The 15,486-nt window shown below is 41.4% G+C and carries 18 protein-coding genes; 7 read left to right on the plus strand and 11 right to left on the minus strand.

The window, feature by feature from the left end:
* The first annotated feature begins 5 nt into the window (after positions 1-5).
* Entirely contained in the window at positions 6-1,019 is a 1,014-nt protein-coding gene (locus tag BW976_RS07480) for an aldo/keto reductase (protein ID WP_076372051.1), read from the plus strand.
* Between the two features lie 97 nt (positions 1,020-1,116).
* Here the strand turns inward: BW976_RS07480 and BW976_RS07485 are convergent, their stop codons facing one another.
* The gene (locus tag BW976_RS07485; RefSeq protein ID WP_076372053.1) at positions 1,117-1,653 is read right to left on the minus strand and encodes a hypothetical protein; all 537 of its coding nucleotides are present in this window, start codon (positions 1,651-1,653) and stop codon (positions 1,117-1,119) included.
* A gap of 217 nt (positions 1,654-1,870) precedes the next feature.
* Here BW976_RS07485 and BW976_RS07490 point away from each other — a divergent pair, with 217 nt between their 5' ends.
* On the plus strand, positions 1,871-2,386 hold the full coding sequence (locus BW976_RS07490) for a YceI family protein (protein WP_076372774.1): 516 nt from the start codon (positions 1,871-1,873) through the stop codon (positions 2,384-2,386).
* Between the two features lie 115 nt (positions 2,387-2,501).
* Here BW976_RS07490 and BW976_RS07495 read toward each other — a convergent pair whose 3' ends face one another.
* Positions 2,502-3,518 carry a threonine aldolase family protein gene (locus tag BW976_RS07495; protein WP_076372055.1) on the minus strand — a complete coding sequence of 339 codons (1,017 nt, stop codon included), beginning with the start codon at positions 3,516-3,518 and terminating at the stop codon, positions 2,502-2,504.
* Between the two features lie 146 nt (positions 3,519-3,664).
* On the opposite strand from BW976_RS07495, the gene BW976_RS07500 reads away from it, so the two are divergent.
* Positions 3,665-4,348: a hypothetical protein gene (locus tag BW976_RS07500; protein WP_076372057.1), complete on the plus strand. Its 684-nt coding sequence runs from the start codon at positions 3,665-3,667 to the stop codon at positions 4,346-4,348.
* Positions 4,349-4,468: 120 nt separating this feature from the next.
* Here the strand turns inward: BW976_RS07500 and BW976_RS07505 are convergent, their stop codons facing one another.
* Together BW976_RS07505 and pdxH are read right to left on the minus strand one after the other, a co-directional pair.
* Positions 4,469-4,966, minus strand: a complete 498-nt coding sequence (locus BW976_RS07505; RefSeq protein ID WP_076372059.1) for an NADH-quinone oxidoreductase subunit C — start codon at positions 4,964-4,966, stop codon at positions 4,469-4,471.
* Positions 4,963-5,610: a pyridoxamine 5'-phosphate oxidase gene (gene pdxH / locus BW976_RS07510; RefSeq protein WP_076372061.1), complete on the minus strand. Its 648-nt coding sequence runs from the start codon at positions 5,608-5,610 to the stop codon at positions 4,963-4,965. Before pdxH ends, BW976_RS07505 begins: the two co-directional genes overlap by 4 nt.
* Positions 5,611-5,773: 163 nt before the next feature.
* On the opposite strand from pdxH, the gene BW976_RS07515 reads away from it, so the two are divergent.
* Entirely contained in the window at positions 5,774-6,337 is a 564-nt protein-coding gene (locus BW976_RS07515) for a YqgE/AlgH family protein (protein ID WP_076372063.1), read from the plus strand.
* A gap of 101 nt (positions 6,338-6,438) precedes the next feature.
* Here BW976_RS07515 and purE read toward each other — a convergent pair whose 3' ends face one another.
* The 4 genes from purE to BW976_RS07535 form a co-directional block, all read right to left on the minus strand.
* A complete protein-coding gene (purE, locus tag BW976_RS07520) occupies positions 6,439-6,936 on the minus strand; it encodes a 5-(carboxyamino)imidazole ribonucleotide mutase (protein ID WP_076372776.1) in 498 nt (165 codons plus the stop codon).
* Positions 6,937-6,972: 36 nt separating this feature from the next.
* The gene (locus BW976_RS07525; RefSeq protein ID WP_076372065.1) at positions 6,973-7,326 is read right to left on the minus strand and encodes a four helix bundle protein; all 354 of its coding nucleotides are present in this window, start codon (positions 7,324-7,326) and stop codon (positions 6,973-6,975) included.
* A gap of 69 nt (positions 7,327-7,395) precedes the next feature.
* A complete protein-coding gene (locus tag BW976_RS07530) occupies positions 7,396-8,535 on the minus strand; it encodes a 5-(carboxyamino)imidazole ribonucleotide synthase (RefSeq protein WP_076372067.1) in 1,140 nt (379 codons plus the stop codon).
* Positions 8,536-8,601: 66 nt separating this feature from the next.
* Positions 8,602-8,982 carry a hypothetical protein gene (locus BW976_RS07535; RefSeq protein ID WP_139332241.1) on the minus strand — a complete coding sequence of 127 codons (381 nt, stop codon included), beginning with the start codon at positions 8,980-8,982 and terminating at the stop codon, positions 8,602-8,604.
* 182 nt (positions 8,983-9,164) lie between these two features.
* Here BW976_RS07535 and BW976_RS07540 point away from each other — a divergent pair, with 182 nt between their 5' ends.
* Positions 9,165-10,619 (plus strand): NADP-dependent isocitrate dehydrogenase, encoded by a 1,455-nt coding sequence (locus tag BW976_RS07540; protein WP_076372071.1) that lies wholly within the window; start codon positions 9,165-9,167, stop codon positions 10,617-10,619.
* Positions 10,620-11,329: 710 nt separating this feature from the next.
* Positions 11,330-11,923 (plus strand): fasciclin domain-containing protein, encoded by a 594-nt coding sequence (locus BW976_RS07545; protein ID WP_175614066.1) that lies wholly within the window; start codon positions 11,330-11,332, stop codon positions 11,921-11,923.
* A gap of 71 nt (positions 11,924-11,994) precedes the next feature.
* Here the strand turns inward: BW976_RS07545 and BW976_RS07550 are convergent, their stop codons facing one another.
* Complete coding sequence (locus BW976_RS07550) at positions 11,995-12,492, minus strand: hypothetical protein (RefSeq protein WP_084192107.1); 498 nt, start codon at positions 12,490-12,492, stop codon at positions 11,995-11,997.
* Between the two features lie 112 nt (positions 12,493-12,604).
* Here BW976_RS07550 and BW976_RS07555 point away from each other — a divergent pair, with 112 nt between their 5' ends.
* Positions 12,605-13,216 (plus strand): hypothetical protein, encoded by a 612-nt coding sequence (locus tag BW976_RS07555; RefSeq protein WP_139332242.1) that lies wholly within the window; start codon positions 12,605-12,607, stop codon positions 13,214-13,216.
* Positions 13,217-13,968: 752 nt separating this feature from the next.
* On the opposite strand, the gene BW976_RS07560 is transcribed toward BW976_RS07555, so the two are convergent.
* Together BW976_RS07560 and BW976_RS07565 are read right to left on the minus strand one after the other, a co-directional pair.
* Positions 13,969-15,243, minus strand: coding sequence for an MFS transporter (locus BW976_RS07560; RefSeq protein ID WP_076372075.1), 1,275 nt, complete (start codon positions 15,241-15,243; stop codon positions 13,969-13,971).
* A gap of 8 nt (positions 15,244-15,251) precedes the next feature.
* Positions 15,252-15,485: a hypothetical protein gene (locus BW976_RS07565; protein ID WP_076372077.1), complete on the minus strand. Its 234-nt coding sequence runs from the start codon at positions 15,483-15,485 to the stop codon at positions 15,252-15,254.
* Position 15,486: the final 1 nt, after the last annotated feature.

Consider the following 15,486-nt stretch of genomic DNA (forward strand, 5'->3'; position numbering starts at 1 on the left):
AACTAATGAAATACAATTTTTTAGGAAATACCGGCTTGCTGGTTTCTGAGCTTTGTTTTGGTACCATGACCTTTGGTGGTACAGGCTTGTACGAAGCCATTGGTAAATCTCAGCAAAAAGAGGTTAATGACCTCATGAAAACGGTTGTGGACTCGGGTATTAACTTTATTGATACCGCCAATGTGTACTCCTTTGGTGAATCAGAATCATTGTTGGGTCAGTCGATCAAAGATATGGGGCTCGACCGTAACCAACTGGTTATTGCTACTAAAGTACGCGCTTTTTTAAACCAGGGGCAAAACAGCGGCGGCCTATCCCGCTATCATATATTTCAATCGGTTGATGCCAGCTTAAAACGTTTGCAGTTGGATCATACCGACATATTGTATGTACACGGCGTGGATTACCACACACCTATAGAAGAGATCATGCGCTCCTTAAACGACATTGTTTTAAGTGGCAAAGTGCGCTACATAGCCGTATGCAACTGGCCCGGCTGGATGGTGATGAAGGCCATGGGTATTGCCGAAAAGAATGGCTGGCATAAGTTTATAGGTATGCAATGCTTTTACTCGCTGGCAGGCAGGGATATTGAAAGAGAGATACTGCCAGTTGCTATCGATCAAAACCTGGCTATGATGCCCTGGAGCCCGCTGGCTGGTGGTTTTTTATCGGGTAAGGTTACCCGCAACAACCAAAACGCCGAAGGATCGCGCAGATCAACGTTTGATTTTCCGCCAATAAACAAAGAAAAAGCTTATGATATCATAGACGTGATTGTAGAGATAGGCAAACAACACAACGTATCTGCAGCACAGATTGCGCTGGCCTGGGTGCGATTACAAAAAGGTATTGCGAGCACTATCATCGGTGCAAAAAACAATGATCAATTGCTGGATAATATCAAATCGACTGAAATATTATTATCTGATGAAGATCTGAAAAAGATTGATGAGGTAAGCGCGCTGCCCGTTGAATATCCAGGCTGGATCATTGATTATCAGCATAGGTTCAGATAGGCCAGAGGAGTTATCAGTTTTGAGTAAACCGGTACGCCTTAACAAACAAAAAAGGGAAGCCATATCATGGTTTCCCTTTTTATATCAGGCAGTAAAACTACAATCCAAAGCCATAAGCTACGCGCAAGGCAAATATGCCTAAGTGATCTTCTTTGTGAGTAAGATAGTCATAATGAATCCCAAAATCCCAGTGTTTGGTGGCATAGCCCAGGTTAGGAGACAGATCTAAACGGTGAGGCCCCCAATCCGGACCTTCCAGCTTCTCGAAAGCGACACCAATTTCGCCACCTACATATATATTGGGCAGAAAAAACTCTTTAACACCGGCTTTGATAGGCAGCTCACCATAGCTTTGATATCTTCTGTCTTGTCCGGGTATTTTTTTGGGAAAAAAGTGATAACCACCAGCAGTAAATGTGATAGCCAGATCATTGGTAACCCCATACTGCAGGCGTGCGGTTCCGCCTAAACTGAAATTTGTACCCAGTTTGGCAACTCCGGTAGGAAGTCCCGATTCAACACCTAAGCTTAAAACAAAAGCTTTGGCCGGGGTGGTTTGCGCTTTTACGTCGGTTGCAAAAAACAAAATAGCTGCCAGAAAAGCTACACCTATTAGTTTTGATAGTTTTTTCATTTGTAATAATTTTTAGTAAACAATATTTACATACATTACTATCTCATTTACAAATAGGTTGCCTCGCTTCCTATTTATTTTTTATAATCAGGCAGAAAAAACATGTTTCGATGGAAATTTTTATCACAGGCAACCTATTACTTAAACTCTTCGTATTTTTTACATGAGCAGTCATTTAACCGGTATTTATATGTATCAAACCAATAAAAATATTTCCATGAAAAAAGTTATCTATCCCACGCTGATCATATTATTCATCAGCTTTTCGGCTTTTATTGCAGCAACTACCTGGAAGGTAAAAGATCCCTATGAAATAAAATTTTCGAACGGGAAAATACACGGAGAATTTCAGGGACTAAAAGCAAATATTCAGTTTGATAAAGCACATCCCGAAGACTCCAAAATTTCGGCTACTATTGATGCCACCACGTTAAGTACCGGGTTTTTCATTAAAACCAGTCACTCTAAAGATGCTATCGATGTTGATCATTACCCTACTATCACTTTTACATCAACTGCTGTAAGCAAAACCAACGCGGGTTATGATGCCAATGGCAAGCTCTCCTTAAAAGGCGTTACCAAGCCTGTTACCATTCATTTTACTTTTGACGATAAAGGGAATGAAGGCATTTTTAAAGGTGATTTTAAAGTAATTACCAAAGATTTCGGAATCACCAAAAATGGATCTCCAGATTACCTGGACATTGCATTAAGTGTTCCGGTAGCCAAATAAGCTATTCAAGAATTTTGAGTTATGAGGGGGAAATTGTGTGTTTTATTTAATAACTCAAAAAGAAAGCCCGGAGCTTAAAAACTCCGGGCTTTTGATTTAATATCGTGTTCTTGTACTAGAAGCTTTTTAATACTTTGATAACGTGTTCTACCTGTTCGGGATGAACATCCAGGTGGGTTACAAAACGGATGCGGTGCTTATCGGTATCACTAGCTTTGATTCCATGTATAGCCAGCTTGGCCAATATAGCGGCTGCTGGTTCAACGGTATCAAACAATACAATATTGGTTTCCACAGGTACCACATTACTTACCCAGGATAGTTTGCTTAGCTCCTCGCCCAAAATAGCAGCATGGGCATGATCAATTTTAAGCCGCTCTACATGGTGATCAAGCGCATAGATACCCGCTGCTGCTAAAAAGCCTGCCTGGCGCCATCCACCACCCAAAACCTTACGAATACGACGAGCAAATTTGATAGTCGCTACATCGGCCAGCAAAACTGACCCTACAGGCGTGCCTAATCCTTTTGATAAACAAACTGATATTCCATTAAAATATTTGCCATAGTCAATAGCCTTGTCACCAGTGTGTGTTAGGGCGTTAAATATACGTGCCCCATCCAGATGAAGTTTTAAGCCTTTAGCGCGGCATAGTTCGGCAATAGGGGCAATATCAGCCAGTGTATAACAACTGCCGCCACCTTTATTTACTGTATTTTCCAGCACTACTAAACTGGTATGAGGGAAATGAATATTTTCGGCATTAATCTCGGGCTCTATCATTTCGGCGGTGATAATACCCCGGTAACCATTTAGCAAGCGGGTTGATACACCTGAGTTAAAGGCAATACCGCCACCCTCGTACCGGTACACATGCGCGGTTTGGTCGGCTATCAGCTCATCTAAAGGCTGTGTAAAGCATTTAATAGCTATTTGGTTGGTCATCGTACCCGATGGACAAAATAAGCCCGCTTCCATCCCAAAAATGGCGGCCGTTTTTTGCTCCAGTTCAATAATGGTTTCATCCTCGCCAAAAACATCGTCGCCTACTTTGGCGCTCCACATGGCTTCAAGCATGCCGGGTGTCGGTTTTGTTACGGTATCGCTGCGTAAATCAACAGTTAATTGCATGGTAATTTTTTATTCTTATTTTAGAAGTTCAAATCTAAATTATATGCGTTCAATTTTACTATTATCCGTGTATTTTATGGTTGTAACAAATATGTATCTATCATATTAAATGTTTTTAATTTACGTTCTCTGTTTTTAAACTTGTTATGCGTACAACTATACTCCTTTCATTAATCGTATTGAGCTTCACATCAGTTCAGGCTCAAAAATGGCAGCCTGGAACTTTTACGGATGTAAAAGGCAATCGAGAATCCGGTTTCATCAGGCTTGACCCTCCCGGTAAAGGGCCGATAAAAGATGAAGGCTTTATTGAATTTAAAGAAACCGAAAAAAATAATCCATATAAATTAAGTGCCAGCGACCTTCGGTCGTTCATCGTAGCTAAAGATAGCTTTGTGGTAGCTCACGCCCCGCAAAACGGTGCCTGGGGCAAAGAAGAGACTGACTTTGTAAAAGTGGTTTTGGACGAACCTACCAAGCTTTACGTTGCCCAGGGTGGTAAAGGCGGCGGCGGAAGCGGTTTTGGCATTTCGCCAGGGGTTGGCCTGGGTTACGGGACCGGTGGCTATGGAGGTGGCGTAGGCGGGGGTATAGGTATATCACTTGGTGGCGGCCGTGGCCGCAAGGGCGGCAAAACAATTTACTATTATGGTACCAACACAGCCGAAATGAAACAGCTTACAGACCAGAATTTTGAAGACATCATGACTGATATTATGGGCGATGAACCTGATGTGGTGGAGAAAATACATGCACACCAGTTTGGGTTAAAAAATATTGATAAGCTAATCACTTATTATAATGCGCAAATAGCTGCACATAAAAAATAGTAAATAAGAGAAGTCATATCGAAATAAATTCGGCATCCCACCATACATGGCTACACATAATTGAACCTTGCTAATGAGATGTTGAAACAAGTTCAGCATGATGCTATTCTTTGTTTTTACCTAATCAATCTTAATGCCCTTATAATATTCGGCATTCTGATAATCTTTCCGGAGTGGAAAACCGTCCCAATCATCGGGCAATAATATGCGGCGCAGATCCGGGTGACCTTCGAAAAATATACCCAGCAGGTCATAAGCTTCACGCTCGTGCCAGTCGGCTGTGCGGTAAACACAAGTTATGCTTTTAAATTCGGGTAATTCTGTACTTTCCCTGTCCTGCGGTTTACTTACTTTTAAGGTAAGTTGCGTTTTATAGGGAATAGAGGCCAAATGATAAACTACGCCATAACGATTATCCTCATCATTGTAATGCACCCCGCTCAGACTCGACAGAAAATCGAAATAAGTTTGGGAATTATTGCGCAATTCCAGACACACCGCTGTGATATCATCTGGATTGATCAACAAAGCGGGTTGTAGCCCGCCTGTTTCTTCGCCGATAATTACCGCCTCGCCAAATTTTTGAACAAGCAATTGCTTGATATCGTTAAACATCATGGAGCCAAACGTACTTTTTTCCAGCTTTTTTTATCAACTTTTTTATATAAGATACGGTCATGCAAGCGACTTGAGCGACCTTGCCAAAACTCAACCAATTGCGGGTTCAGGATATAGCCACCCCAAAATGATGGCTTTGGTACTTCCTTACCCTCATATTCAGCTTCCAGTTCGCCCCATTTTTTCTCTAACTCAGCACGACCTTCAATCTCCTGGCTTTGTGGTGAAACTACAGCTCCTATCTGGCTGCCTTTAGGCCTGGAATGAAAATACCTTTCGGAATCTTCCTTGCTCAATTTTTCTATCGTACCCTCAATACGTACCTGGCGTTCCAATTCGCCCCAAAAAAAAGTAATGGCTCCCTGCGGGTTCTTGGTGATCTCTTTACCCTTCCTACTTAAGTAATTGGTATAGAATATAAAACCATGCTGATTAAATCCCTTTAACAACACGATACGTGCCGATGGTTTTCCGTTTGTGGTAGCGGTAGCCAGGGTCATGGCGTTAGGCTCATGCAATTTTGCGGCTAAAGCTTCGTTAAACCATTGTTCGAACTGATTTATCGGGTCGCCTTTAGTGTCATTTTCGGATAATGTAGCGGCAGTGTAATCCTGCCTCAAATTTTGTATTTCCTGTTGATTCATTGAATGCAAACTTACAAATATAGTATCAAGTAGTTAGTATCAAGTATCATGGCAGCCATATTTTGTTTGATAGGGCGTTTAAAATCTTGATACTTGATACTAACTACTTGATACTAGAACATATTTTTCTTATGCTTGTTGTAATATTTAAAAACTGAACCTTATGCTAAGTCCTATTCCGGCCGCCGCTGGGCGTCTGCTCATTTCGGAGCCTTTTATGATGGATCCGAATTTTAAAAGATCGGTTATCTTACTAACAGAATACTCTGCTGATGGCGCTATGGGGTTTATTTTAAACCATCACAGTGAATATATGCTGGGCGATGTTTTACCAGATGTTTCTTACTCCGAAATGCCGGTTTATGATGGCGGACCAGTAGCTAAAAACACCCTGCACTTTATGCATTGCTGCCCCGAAAAAATAGAAGGTGGTATTGAAATAGCCAAAGGTGTATTTTGGGGCGGTGATTTTGAACAGGCAAAAGAATTAATATCAAATTACCAATTAACCGAAAACGAGATCAAGTTTTTTGCAGGATACTCTGGCTGGACGCCCCAGCAACTTGACGAAGAAATATTACAGGATAGCTGGATAGTAGCCGAAAAATTCAACTCGGAAACACTATTTTCCAACGATGAGCAAAACCTCTGGAAAGAAGTAGTTATAGGCCTGGGCCAACGCTATGCCCACATTGCTAATTTTCCGGAGAATCCGGCTTTGAATTGAATCTCATATTAAAAGAGATTTTACGTTGGGCGTGTTAAGTTGGACGCTTAAAAGAATATTTAAAAAACGTACAACGTAACACGTAAAACATATAACATTTACTACCCCTCCATTTCCCTTGCAGAATCTTCTACCTTCTTTTTAAGATCTTCTTTAAAGCTGATGAGGTTTTTAACCAGGTATTCGTCAGCAGTGGATAATATCTGAGCGGCCAGGATACCTGCGTTTTTTGCCGCATTAAGGGCTACGGTAGCTACCGGGATGCCATTAGGCATTTGTAATATAGAAAGTATCGAATCCCAGCCGTCAATAGAGTTGCTTGATTTTACAGGCACCCCTATCACCGGCAGATGCGTTAACGATGCCACCATACCCGGCAAATGCGCCGCGCCTCCGGCACCGGCAATGATCACTTTAATACCTCTATCGGCAGCGGCACGGGCATAGCTAAACATTCTATCTGGCGTGCGGTGTGCCGATACTACGGTGATCTCATACTCAACACCCAATTCTTTTAAAACATCGGCGGCATCCTGCATCACATTCAAATCGGATTTGCTGCCCATAATGATAGCTACTTTTAGTTCTTTATTGTTCATAGTTGATGGTTCATAGATCATAGTTCATGACCACTATTAATTAATTGAATTCTTAAGTGCTGTGATCATTTTTACCAGCACCTCGTATTCATTATATAATCTTTTGAAATTATCGTCCTGAAGATACCCTCTTTTTTGAGCAATAAATAAACAGCTTACAACCTCTATTGCCGATCTAAGTGAATACCCTAAAAACACTTTAAAAACAGCTTTACTTTGTCCGGTTGAGCCTTCGGCAATATTTAGTACTACGGAATCTGCAGCCCTTTTAATTTGAGATATTAGGATATAAATTTCTTCTTTAGGAAAGGTTTTAGTCAGCTGATTGATTTGTTCATCTAAGTCCATAGCTTTTTGCCACACCTGAAGATCTTCAAACCTAAATGCCATTTATTTTTATTTGATATGTAAATAACCTGTCTTACTATGAACTATGATCCATGAACCATGAACTAATACCTAACTAATTACCTTCAGCGTTTGCTGCACCAACCTTGCTTTTTCTATGGCTTTTTTCCGGTCAGCGTCAACAATGGTTACATGACCCATTTTGCGGAATGGCTTGGTTAATGCTTTTCCGTATAGATGCACATAAACGCCCGGAATTTTCAATATTTTTTCGATGCCCTGGTATATAGCCGGGCCTTCATAACCTACTTCACCCAAAATATTCACCATAATGGCATTATTGAGGCAGGCCGTATCACCCAGGGGTTGATTGAATATAGCCCTCAAATGCTGTTCAAACTGCGATACCACATTACCCTCAATGGTTTGGTGCCCGCTATTATGCGGCCGTGGCGCCAGCTCATTAACCAGTATTTTACCATGTTTATCCAGAAACATTTCAACTGCCAATATGCCTACAATTTTAAGGCTCTCAGCAATCTTTTTGGCAATTTGCTCGGCCCGTTCCAATATCTCGAAGGGTAAAGTTGATGGGGATATTAAAAACTCAACCAAGTTGGCCTGTGGATTAAATTCCATCTCCACTAATGGGAATGTACTTACTTCGCCATTTTCATTCCGGGCTACAATTACGGCTATCTCCTTTTCAAAGTCAATCCATTTTTCAATCAGGCTGGGTTCTTTAAACGCGCCAGGCAAATAGCTTTCGTCGACAACTTTATAAACGCCTTTACCGTCGTAACCATCCTTACGTAATTTTTGGATGTAAGGAAATGGTATAAAGCTTTGCTGTAATTGCTGTGGCGATGATATGATCTGGAAATCGGCCGTAGGGATGCCGTTTTCTTTGAAAAATTGCTTTTGCAAACCTTTATCCTGTATCAGCCTAATAATACGCGACTGTGGATAAACCATCACCCCCTCTTTCTCCAGTTGAGCAAGAGCGTCAACGTTCACCTTTTCTATCTCGATGGTGATCATGTCTACATTTTTACCAAAATTGTAAACGGTCTCATAATCGCTCAGGGAACCTATGGTAAACTCATCGCAGAGCTTACGGCAGGGTGCCTCCCTGTCGGGATCAAGAATTTTTATAGTAACGTTATAATTTATGGCCTGTTGTATCAGCATACGACCAAGCTGGCCGCCGCCCAGGATACCTAATTTTAAATCTCCGTAGAATGCTTTCATGTTGACGATGCAAGTTTACCTGAAATCTTTCAAAAAGCCATAAAATGCTTCAACATCTATAGCTTACTACCGCTTTTTAACCAGTAAATAATAAAAAATGGCGTGCACAACCAGGAATATACCGCCTGTCATCAAATAAACTACTTTAACAGGAGGACTTATTTTCATACTCAGTGCAGTAATGATAAACACAACCGATCCGCCAAAATACAGCAGAAATCGAACAATGCGGTTATTCCAGTATTGCGGGTTAACCAGGAACATAGCAGGCAGGGTCATCACAAAAATGATGATATTTAAAAAAGTAACATTTTCCATGATCTTGGGTAATGTCTTGGTATAATCGTCGCTCTTTTGCGCTATATTGTAATAAACGCAGACGGCCGCTATAGACAAGATAACTGAGAATAAGAAGACTCTGAAAAGTTGTTTAGGAATTGTTTTCATCTTGATATCAAATATAATAAATAAGCCCGGTTACACGCCGGTATTATGGCTGCAAAGAAACACATATGAGCCCGAAAAGCTTTAATCCTATTGTCACAAATTGGGATAGAATGATGCCCTCTCCTCCTGAATACCCCAAAAACAGCTACATTTGCACCGTTTTTACATAAATATAATTTTCAATGAGAACCAAAATAGCAGTAGCCAACGGTGATGGGATAGGTCCCGAGATAATGCAGGCCGTACTTAAAGTTTTTGAGGCCAATAATGTACCTCTTGAGTATGAATTTGTGGAGATGGGCAAGTCGTATTTCGACGCGGGACACTCCACCGGTATGACAGCTAAGGCTAAGGAAACCATTGAAACGCTGGGCATATTGTTTAAAGGCCCTATGGAAACTCCAAAAGGCAAAGGTGTAAAAAGCATCAACGTAACCGCCCGTAAGGTTTGGAATACCTACGCCAATCAGCGCGATTTCAGGACTTTGAACGGTGTTGATACTGTTTTCTCAAAGGCAGGCATCCCCATTAACCTAACCATTATCCGCGAAAATATAGAGGATACTTATGGAGGTATTGAGCACTTGCTTACTTACGATGTTGCTGTAGGCCGCCGTATCATCACCCGTCCTGGTTCGGCGCAGGTTATCCGTTATGCTTTTGAAATGGCAAAACGTAAAGGTTTAAAAAAATTAGCCTGCGGTCATAAAGCCAATATCATGAAATTGACCGATGGCCTTTTCCTTGAAACTTTTCAGGAAATAGCCAAAGAATACCCTGAAATAGAAGCATCAGACATTATTGTTGACGACCTGTGCATGAAACTGGTTACCCGTCCGGAAACGTTCGAAGCCATTGTTTTAACTAACCTGCAGGGCGATATTGTATCAGACCTTTGCGCCGGTTTAGTTGGCGGATTGGGTTTTGCCCCATCGGCCAACATAGGCGATAACATATCCATATTTGAGGCCGTACACGGTACCGCTCCTGATATTGCAGGCAAAGGCATCGCCAACCCTACCGCTTTGTTGCTTTCGGGCATTTCGATGTTGCGCTTTTTAGGCTTCTCCAAAAATGCGGCTGATATTGAAAATGCGCTATTATATACTTTAGAACAAGGCGTGCATACCGGCGATTTTGGTAACAAAGCTATTCCGGCTTCTAATACCAATGCCTTTACAGATGCCATTATTGCCAATATAGGCCAGGTACCTGCAAATGGTGGTGTTTTTTCAAACCCCGATTTTGAAGCCAGAGTGAGTCATCTGCAACCGATAAAAAACAAACTGACCGTTACCAAAAACATCAAAGAAGAAATGATTGGTGTTGATGTTTTTGTGGAAGCGAGGGTTCAACCCAATGAACTGGCCGAAATGGCAAAAAAGGTATTAACCGATAATTTTGAATTGGTAATGATATCCAACCGGGGTACCCAGGTTTGGCCAACAGGCTCTATTTATACCGAACTGGTTAACGAATACCGTGTACGCTTTGAAAAGAAAGCCGGTAAAGAGATCACCCAGAAAGAACTGCTGCATATTGCCGCTGATTTTTCTGAACTGGCCAAAGTTTGCTCTGTAGAGTTCCTGATGAATTTTGATGGTAAAATTGGCTATACATTGGCGCAAGGCCAATAAGCATCCGTTTATATCAATATGGAAAGAGCCTGTGATTGATCACGGGCTTTTTTTATGCGATTTAACTATTACTCGTATCAACCAGAAATTGATAAAAATGTGGGTTTACATGGTTTACACTTTTTATGGTTAACATGTATTTAAATTACTGTAAATCAATTATTTATAATTTATTTTACTCAAAAAGTGTAAACCATGTTTTTGGGATAAAAAGGCTGTCATGCTGAGCGCCGTCGAAGCATAGTGGGCAGGCCTCTATGCTCTACACTTCGACGGAGCTCAGGGTGGCAGCCCACCTTTTTGAACATTTTCAGCCTTTGTCTTATATCATGGAGCATTTAATCACGGGCGAGGTTTCTACGCGCGATGATTATCTTGTTCCATAACCCCCTTCCTCCTCTTCCCGAGGGAAGGAATCGCACAGGGCTTTGGCTTTTTGACCAGTTGTCACGCTAAATACCGTCGAGTCATGGTGTGTGCGCCTTGATAAACAGGGCAATTCGTACCCATCTGTGTAATTCGTACGATTTTTACTCCCTCTCCCTTAGCGGTTTAAGCATCTAATTCAATTATTTAAAAACCATTCGTTGTAATTATAAGTTATAAATCTACACAAACTGAAATAAACTATTAATTTAAACGATAATATATCAGAGAAACTGCTACTCATTTACATGCTAATTATGAACAAAATCAAAAGAAAGATGAACATGAAAAAGTCAGTTTTAATTGCCATTGCATCACTATCTATCGGTTTTTTATCAACCCGTGCAATTGCCCAAACACAACAGCAAGACACTACTAAACGCGATACAACTAACAAAACCGCTCCTGCCTCAACTGCTGCTCCTTCTGCAGCATCGGGCGATGTGGTTGGTGTACTTTCCAGCTCTACCACTTTTGCACCAATGGCCCTGGCCATCAAGAATGCCGACCTGGAAGCAACCTTAAAAGGTGCCGGACCGTTTACCGTTTTCGCACCAAATGATGTAGCCTTCAGCAAGGTGCCCAAACCTACTATGGACGATCTGATGAAAGATCACGCCAAACTGGCCAAGGTTTTAAAATATCATGTGGTAGCCGGTAAATACACCAAAACCGACATTATCAAAGCCCTGAGTGCCGGCAAGGGCAAGGCTGTTTTAAAAACTATCGATGGTGATACGCTAACCCTGTCCGTTAACGACAAGAGCAACCTCCAGATCGCCGATGCCAAAGGTAATGCTGCCCTGGTGATATCATTTGATACTATGGCCAGCAATGGTGTTATACACGGCCTTAACAGCGTGTTGATACCGCAATAAAAATCGTTTGTTTAATTAATTCTAAATCCAAAAAAGTCCCGGTATGCAGGTGCCGGGCTTTTTTATAGAGATTACTTTTTTAATAAAACATTAAATTTCCCTTGTTTCAAATGCCGGTCGGCTATTAACGCTACGGGTAGGCCCAGGCAAACAATCAGTACAGCTATACCGGTTATCAAAACCGGTAGTTTAACCACCGGGAATGCTTTTTGAGTGATAGGTATAACCACCAGGTTCATGATGATCCAGGCTGTAAAGCCGTACAATACTGCTATGAGATAAGCGTTTTTAAGCCCCTTTTTAAAAAAAGGGTATAGCAGGTAAAACGCGTTGGTAAACAAAATAGCTATGAGGTAATGGAACACCACACCGGCTACAACCATTTCGGCGCCTCCTTTAAAAGCTGCTTTGCCAAACGCGGCGCTGGCTATAAATTTAAAAATGATAGCTGGTTTTAATTTATAGTTCAATAACAAGGCGGCCAAACCGTCAAGCGTACCGGTTATTAATCCAATACCCAGGATATTGAGCAGCACATTGCTTTTACGAGGTGTAGTATTTTTTTGCATCAGGAAATTTGAACGGCTAATTTATGCTTTTTATAAAGTTACGATACGGACATTATTAAATTATTTTTTGCTTTTAAGTAAACTTTTGTAACAGATGCTTATTTTTATAGCAATGAATAATGACACCTGCCTTATTGAGGTTCCGGCTTTACTGAATAGAAAAACGAGCAAGATATTAACGTTTAAAACAGAAAGCCTGATCATCGAAAAACCGATGGGTTTAAAGTCGCCTGATTTTATACCTGCTGAGGCTATTACTGGTTTCCGGTATGGTGTTAGCTGGATACGGGGCTATGCTTTTACCTTCGGCAGGCAGTATTTTATTGAAATTCAAACCGATCAGCAAAAGGTGATCAGCATCAAACTCGGTAGTTATTATGGCATCCGTAAAAACCTGTATAATCAACTCTGGTCAGATATCATACACCAGCTTTGGCGCTATTACTTTGTAAATCAGTACAATTACTATTACGATCTGTATAAGATCAATCAAACATTTGAACTTTGCGGCATTTACTTTCACCCCAATGGTATCGGTTGGGATGCGCTTAACATTTTGCAATGGGGCGAAGTGGGTATCAGCAATTACTACAATTATTTCATGATCTATAACCGCAAAAACAAAAAACAGTATAAAAGCCGCAGTTTTGCCAAAGACTGGAACGCGGTAGTACTTCAGGCTATTTTGAAAGAGATAGTCGAAGAGAAAAAAGTATTGTTCTGATTACCCCCCGTTCAAACTTTTTAAACCTTTTATTTTAACATTTTTCGATCCAAAATCGAGTCAAAAACAGCTTAAAATCCTTCTAAGAATTTTCATTTTAATACTTTTAACAAATTCCTGCCCGGTTTTGGTGAGTTTTGAAAATTTAAAAAGTATTATTTATTATCACCTCAAGGTTGCCTGTAAAACCAGCAAGCTTCATCCCTCAGGGTCTCTCGCAGATTTAAGTTAACCCATACAATCTAAATATGAACTAAAGAGTCCCCGGAAGGCAAGTTCAGGATCAGGAGACTCCGCAGGAGTCCGGTATTTCTTTAGATTTTATCTATAAACAGGTGGCCTCTCTGAGGCCGAATGGTATTTCAGGTATACTGATTATAGTATAAAGCATTGCCGGCCCCAGCGGGGCCACCTGTTTATAGCTCTAAAAAAGCACCTTCTTTGGCTCCGTAGGTGCCTCCGTTGAAATTTCAAGTTGATCAATTTTGTGGGTTAACTTAAACTCGCAGAGAACCCTGAAGGAACATAAAAGCGGGGTTGCCACCCTGAGCTCCGTCGAAGGGTAGAGCGCAGAGGGCCGCCCGCCATGCTTCGACGGGGCTCAGCATGACACCCTTAGTATTCAAATACCGATTATTTAAGAATACATCTCAAATGGTCGGTTCTTTGTTCCATTTTTCCGTTTAATAAAACAGCCCGGATACTTGTTAAAAGACACCCGGGCTGTTGATATAAATATACGAAAATTTAGTTTACCCTTCCAAAATCACAACATCATCTGGGATGATCGATTTGCCGTTTTCGGCTTTCTTTTTAGTGAGATTATCAACCCTTCGCATTAAAAGGATACTGATGATGGATATCGCTACAATTACATAGCCTACTATGTTATAATGCTGCAGCGGCGCGCCTTTGCCCGGCTGCGTTACAATCATGCCTGCAACTGCAGCGGCAACACCGCCTGCAATTTGCTGTAACGAGGAGTTGATGCTCATGAAGGCGCCACGATCGGCCATATCGGGTATGGCGCTGGTTAACGCAGATGAAGGTATCATCCTGCTCATCACGCCCATCATCATTAATATATTGTAAAAAATAACCATCGGAAATGCGGTAACCCCCAAATTGGTATACAACACACACATAAACATCATCCATACGGTGGCAATTGCAAATATTTTAAACTTGCTGATCTTATCGCTCAGTTTACCTACCAATGGCATGATCGCCAATGAACTCAGGCCCGATACCATAAATAGTATAGGCAATTGTCCGTTGGTTAATCCCAGGTTATTGATAGCGAAAGCGCTGCCGAAAGGCATCATCATAAAACCTCCTATAGAAAGCAACCCTGTAGCCGCGAAGCCAACGCGATAATTGCTTTTGGTAACCGTGTGTAACAAATGTTTAAAAGCCGTTTTTTCGGTTTTGATCAGTAAATGCGCTATTACCGGTTTCATTTTAATGGCTATTAAGATTGCAATACTGATGCTTAACAGGGCTACCATCCAGAATGGAGCTTTCCAACCCAAGGCATTGGCTAAATAAAGACCGATAGGAATCCCAAGAACCTGACTTGCGCCAAAGCCCATCTGTACAAAACCCATCACCCGCCCGCGTTGCTGCAGGGTAAACAGATCGGTAATGATAGCCATGGATATGGAACCGATAACCCCACCAAACAGGCCGGTAATGATACGCGCGGCAACCAGCACGGCATAAGATTGTGCTAAACCGCAAAAAACAGTACCGGCAATAAAGCCCAGATAAAAGAACAGCAGCAGCTTTTTACGATCAAACTTATCGGCAAAGCCGGCGGTTAGCAAGCCTGATATACCCGCGCTGAACGCATAAGCCGATACGGCAATGCCAAAGGCCGAGGGTTTCAGGTTAAGCGATTTCATCAATATATCGCCAAGTGGCGACATCACCATAAAATCAAGTATCACGGTAAACTGGGTGATAGCCAGTAAAAATATAATGAGTTTTTGGTAGCCTGTAAAAGCTACCGGTTGTTGATTGTCCATAATTTAATTTAAGTTAGTTCACAGCATTTATAGCCATGATGATTTATGATTTCAATAATTTGCGTATGCGACAGTGTTTCTGATATAATCCGCAATACATAGTCGTTATCGTCCACGTCTATATTCCAGCATTGTACCGCGGGATGCTTATCCAGTATGTTATGCAGCAGTTGTTTACCTTTATTGCTGCTGATGTTGGTTTTAAATAGCAGGATATGATTAAAATTCAAAGCCGTTTCCATC

The organism is Mucilaginibacter lappiensis (assembly GCF_900155965.1).
In the GTDB taxonomy this organism is placed as follows: Bacteria; Bacteroidota; Bacteroidia; order Sphingobacteriales; family Sphingobacteriaceae; genus Mucilaginibacter; species Mucilaginibacter lappiensis.

Bases quoted from the DNA above. Each gene is read 5' to 3' on its own strand.
- BW976_RS07525 (WP_076372065.1), bottom strand. From the start codon at position 7,326: ATGGCATTTAGGTTTGAAGATCTTCAGGTGTGGCAAAAAGCTATGGAC.
- BW976_RS07480 (WP_076372051.1), top strand. From the start codon at position 6: ATGAAATACAATTTTTTAGGAAATACCGGCTTGCTGGTTTCTGAGCTT.
- BW976_RS07530 (WP_076372067.1), bottom strand. From the start codon at position 8,535: ATGAAAGCATTCTACGGAGATTTAAAATTAGGTATCCTGGGCGGCGGC.
- purE (WP_076372776.1), bottom strand. From the start codon at position 6,936: ATGAACAATAAAGAACTAAAAGTAGCTATCATTATGGGCAGCAAATCC.
- BW976_RS07535 (WP_139332241.1), bottom strand. From the start codon at position 8,982: ATGAAAACAATTCCTAAACAACTTTTCAGAGTCTTCTTATTCTCAGTT.
- BW976_RS07555 (WP_139332242.1), top strand. From the start codon at position 12,605: ATGAATAATGACACCTGCCTTATTGAGGTTCCGGCTTTACTGAATAGA.
- BW976_RS07490 (WP_076372774.1), top strand. From the start codon at position 1,871: ATGAAAAAAGTTATCTATCCCACGCTGATCATATTATTCATCAGCTTT.
- BW976_RS07560 (WP_076372075.1), bottom strand. From the start codon at position 15,243: ATGGACAATCAACAACCGGTAGCTTTTACAGGCTACCAAAAACTCATT.
- BW976_RS07515 (WP_076372063.1), top strand. From the start codon at position 5,774: ATGCTAAGTCCTATTCCGGCCGCCGCTGGGCGTCTGCTCATTTCGGAG.
- BW976_RS07505 (WP_076372059.1), bottom strand. From the start codon at position 4,966: ATGATGTTTAACGATATCAAGCAATTGCTTGTTCAAAAATTTGGCGAG.
- BW976_RS07550 (WP_084192107.1), bottom strand. From the start codon at position 12,492: ATGCAAAAAAATACTACACCTCGTAAAAGCAATGTGCTGCTCAATATC.
- BW976_RS07485 (WP_076372053.1), bottom strand. From the start codon at position 1,653: ATGAAAAAACTATCAAAACTAATAGGTGTAGCTTTTCTGGCAGCTATT.
- BW976_RS07545 (WP_175614066.1), top strand. From the start codon at position 11,330: ATGAAAAAGTCAGTTTTAATTGCCATTGCATCACTATCTATCGGTTTT.
- pdxH (WP_076372061.1), bottom strand. From the start codon at position 5,610: ATGAATCAACAGGAAATACAAAATTTGAGGCAGGATTACACTGCCGCT.
- BW976_RS07540 (WP_076372071.1), top strand. From the start codon at position 9,165: ATGAGAACCAAAATAGCAGTAGCCAACGGTGATGGGATAGGTCCCGAG.
- BW976_RS07500 (WP_076372057.1), top strand. From the start codon at position 3,665: ATGCGTACAACTATACTCCTTTCATTAATCGTATTGAGCTTCACATCA.
- BW976_RS07565 (WP_076372077.1), bottom strand. From the start codon at position 15,485: ATGGAAACGGCTTTGAATTTTAATCATATCCTGCTATTTAAAACCAAC.
- BW976_RS07495 (WP_076372055.1), bottom strand. From the start codon at position 3,518: ATGCAATTAACTGTTGATTTACGCAGCGATACCGTAACAAAACCGACA.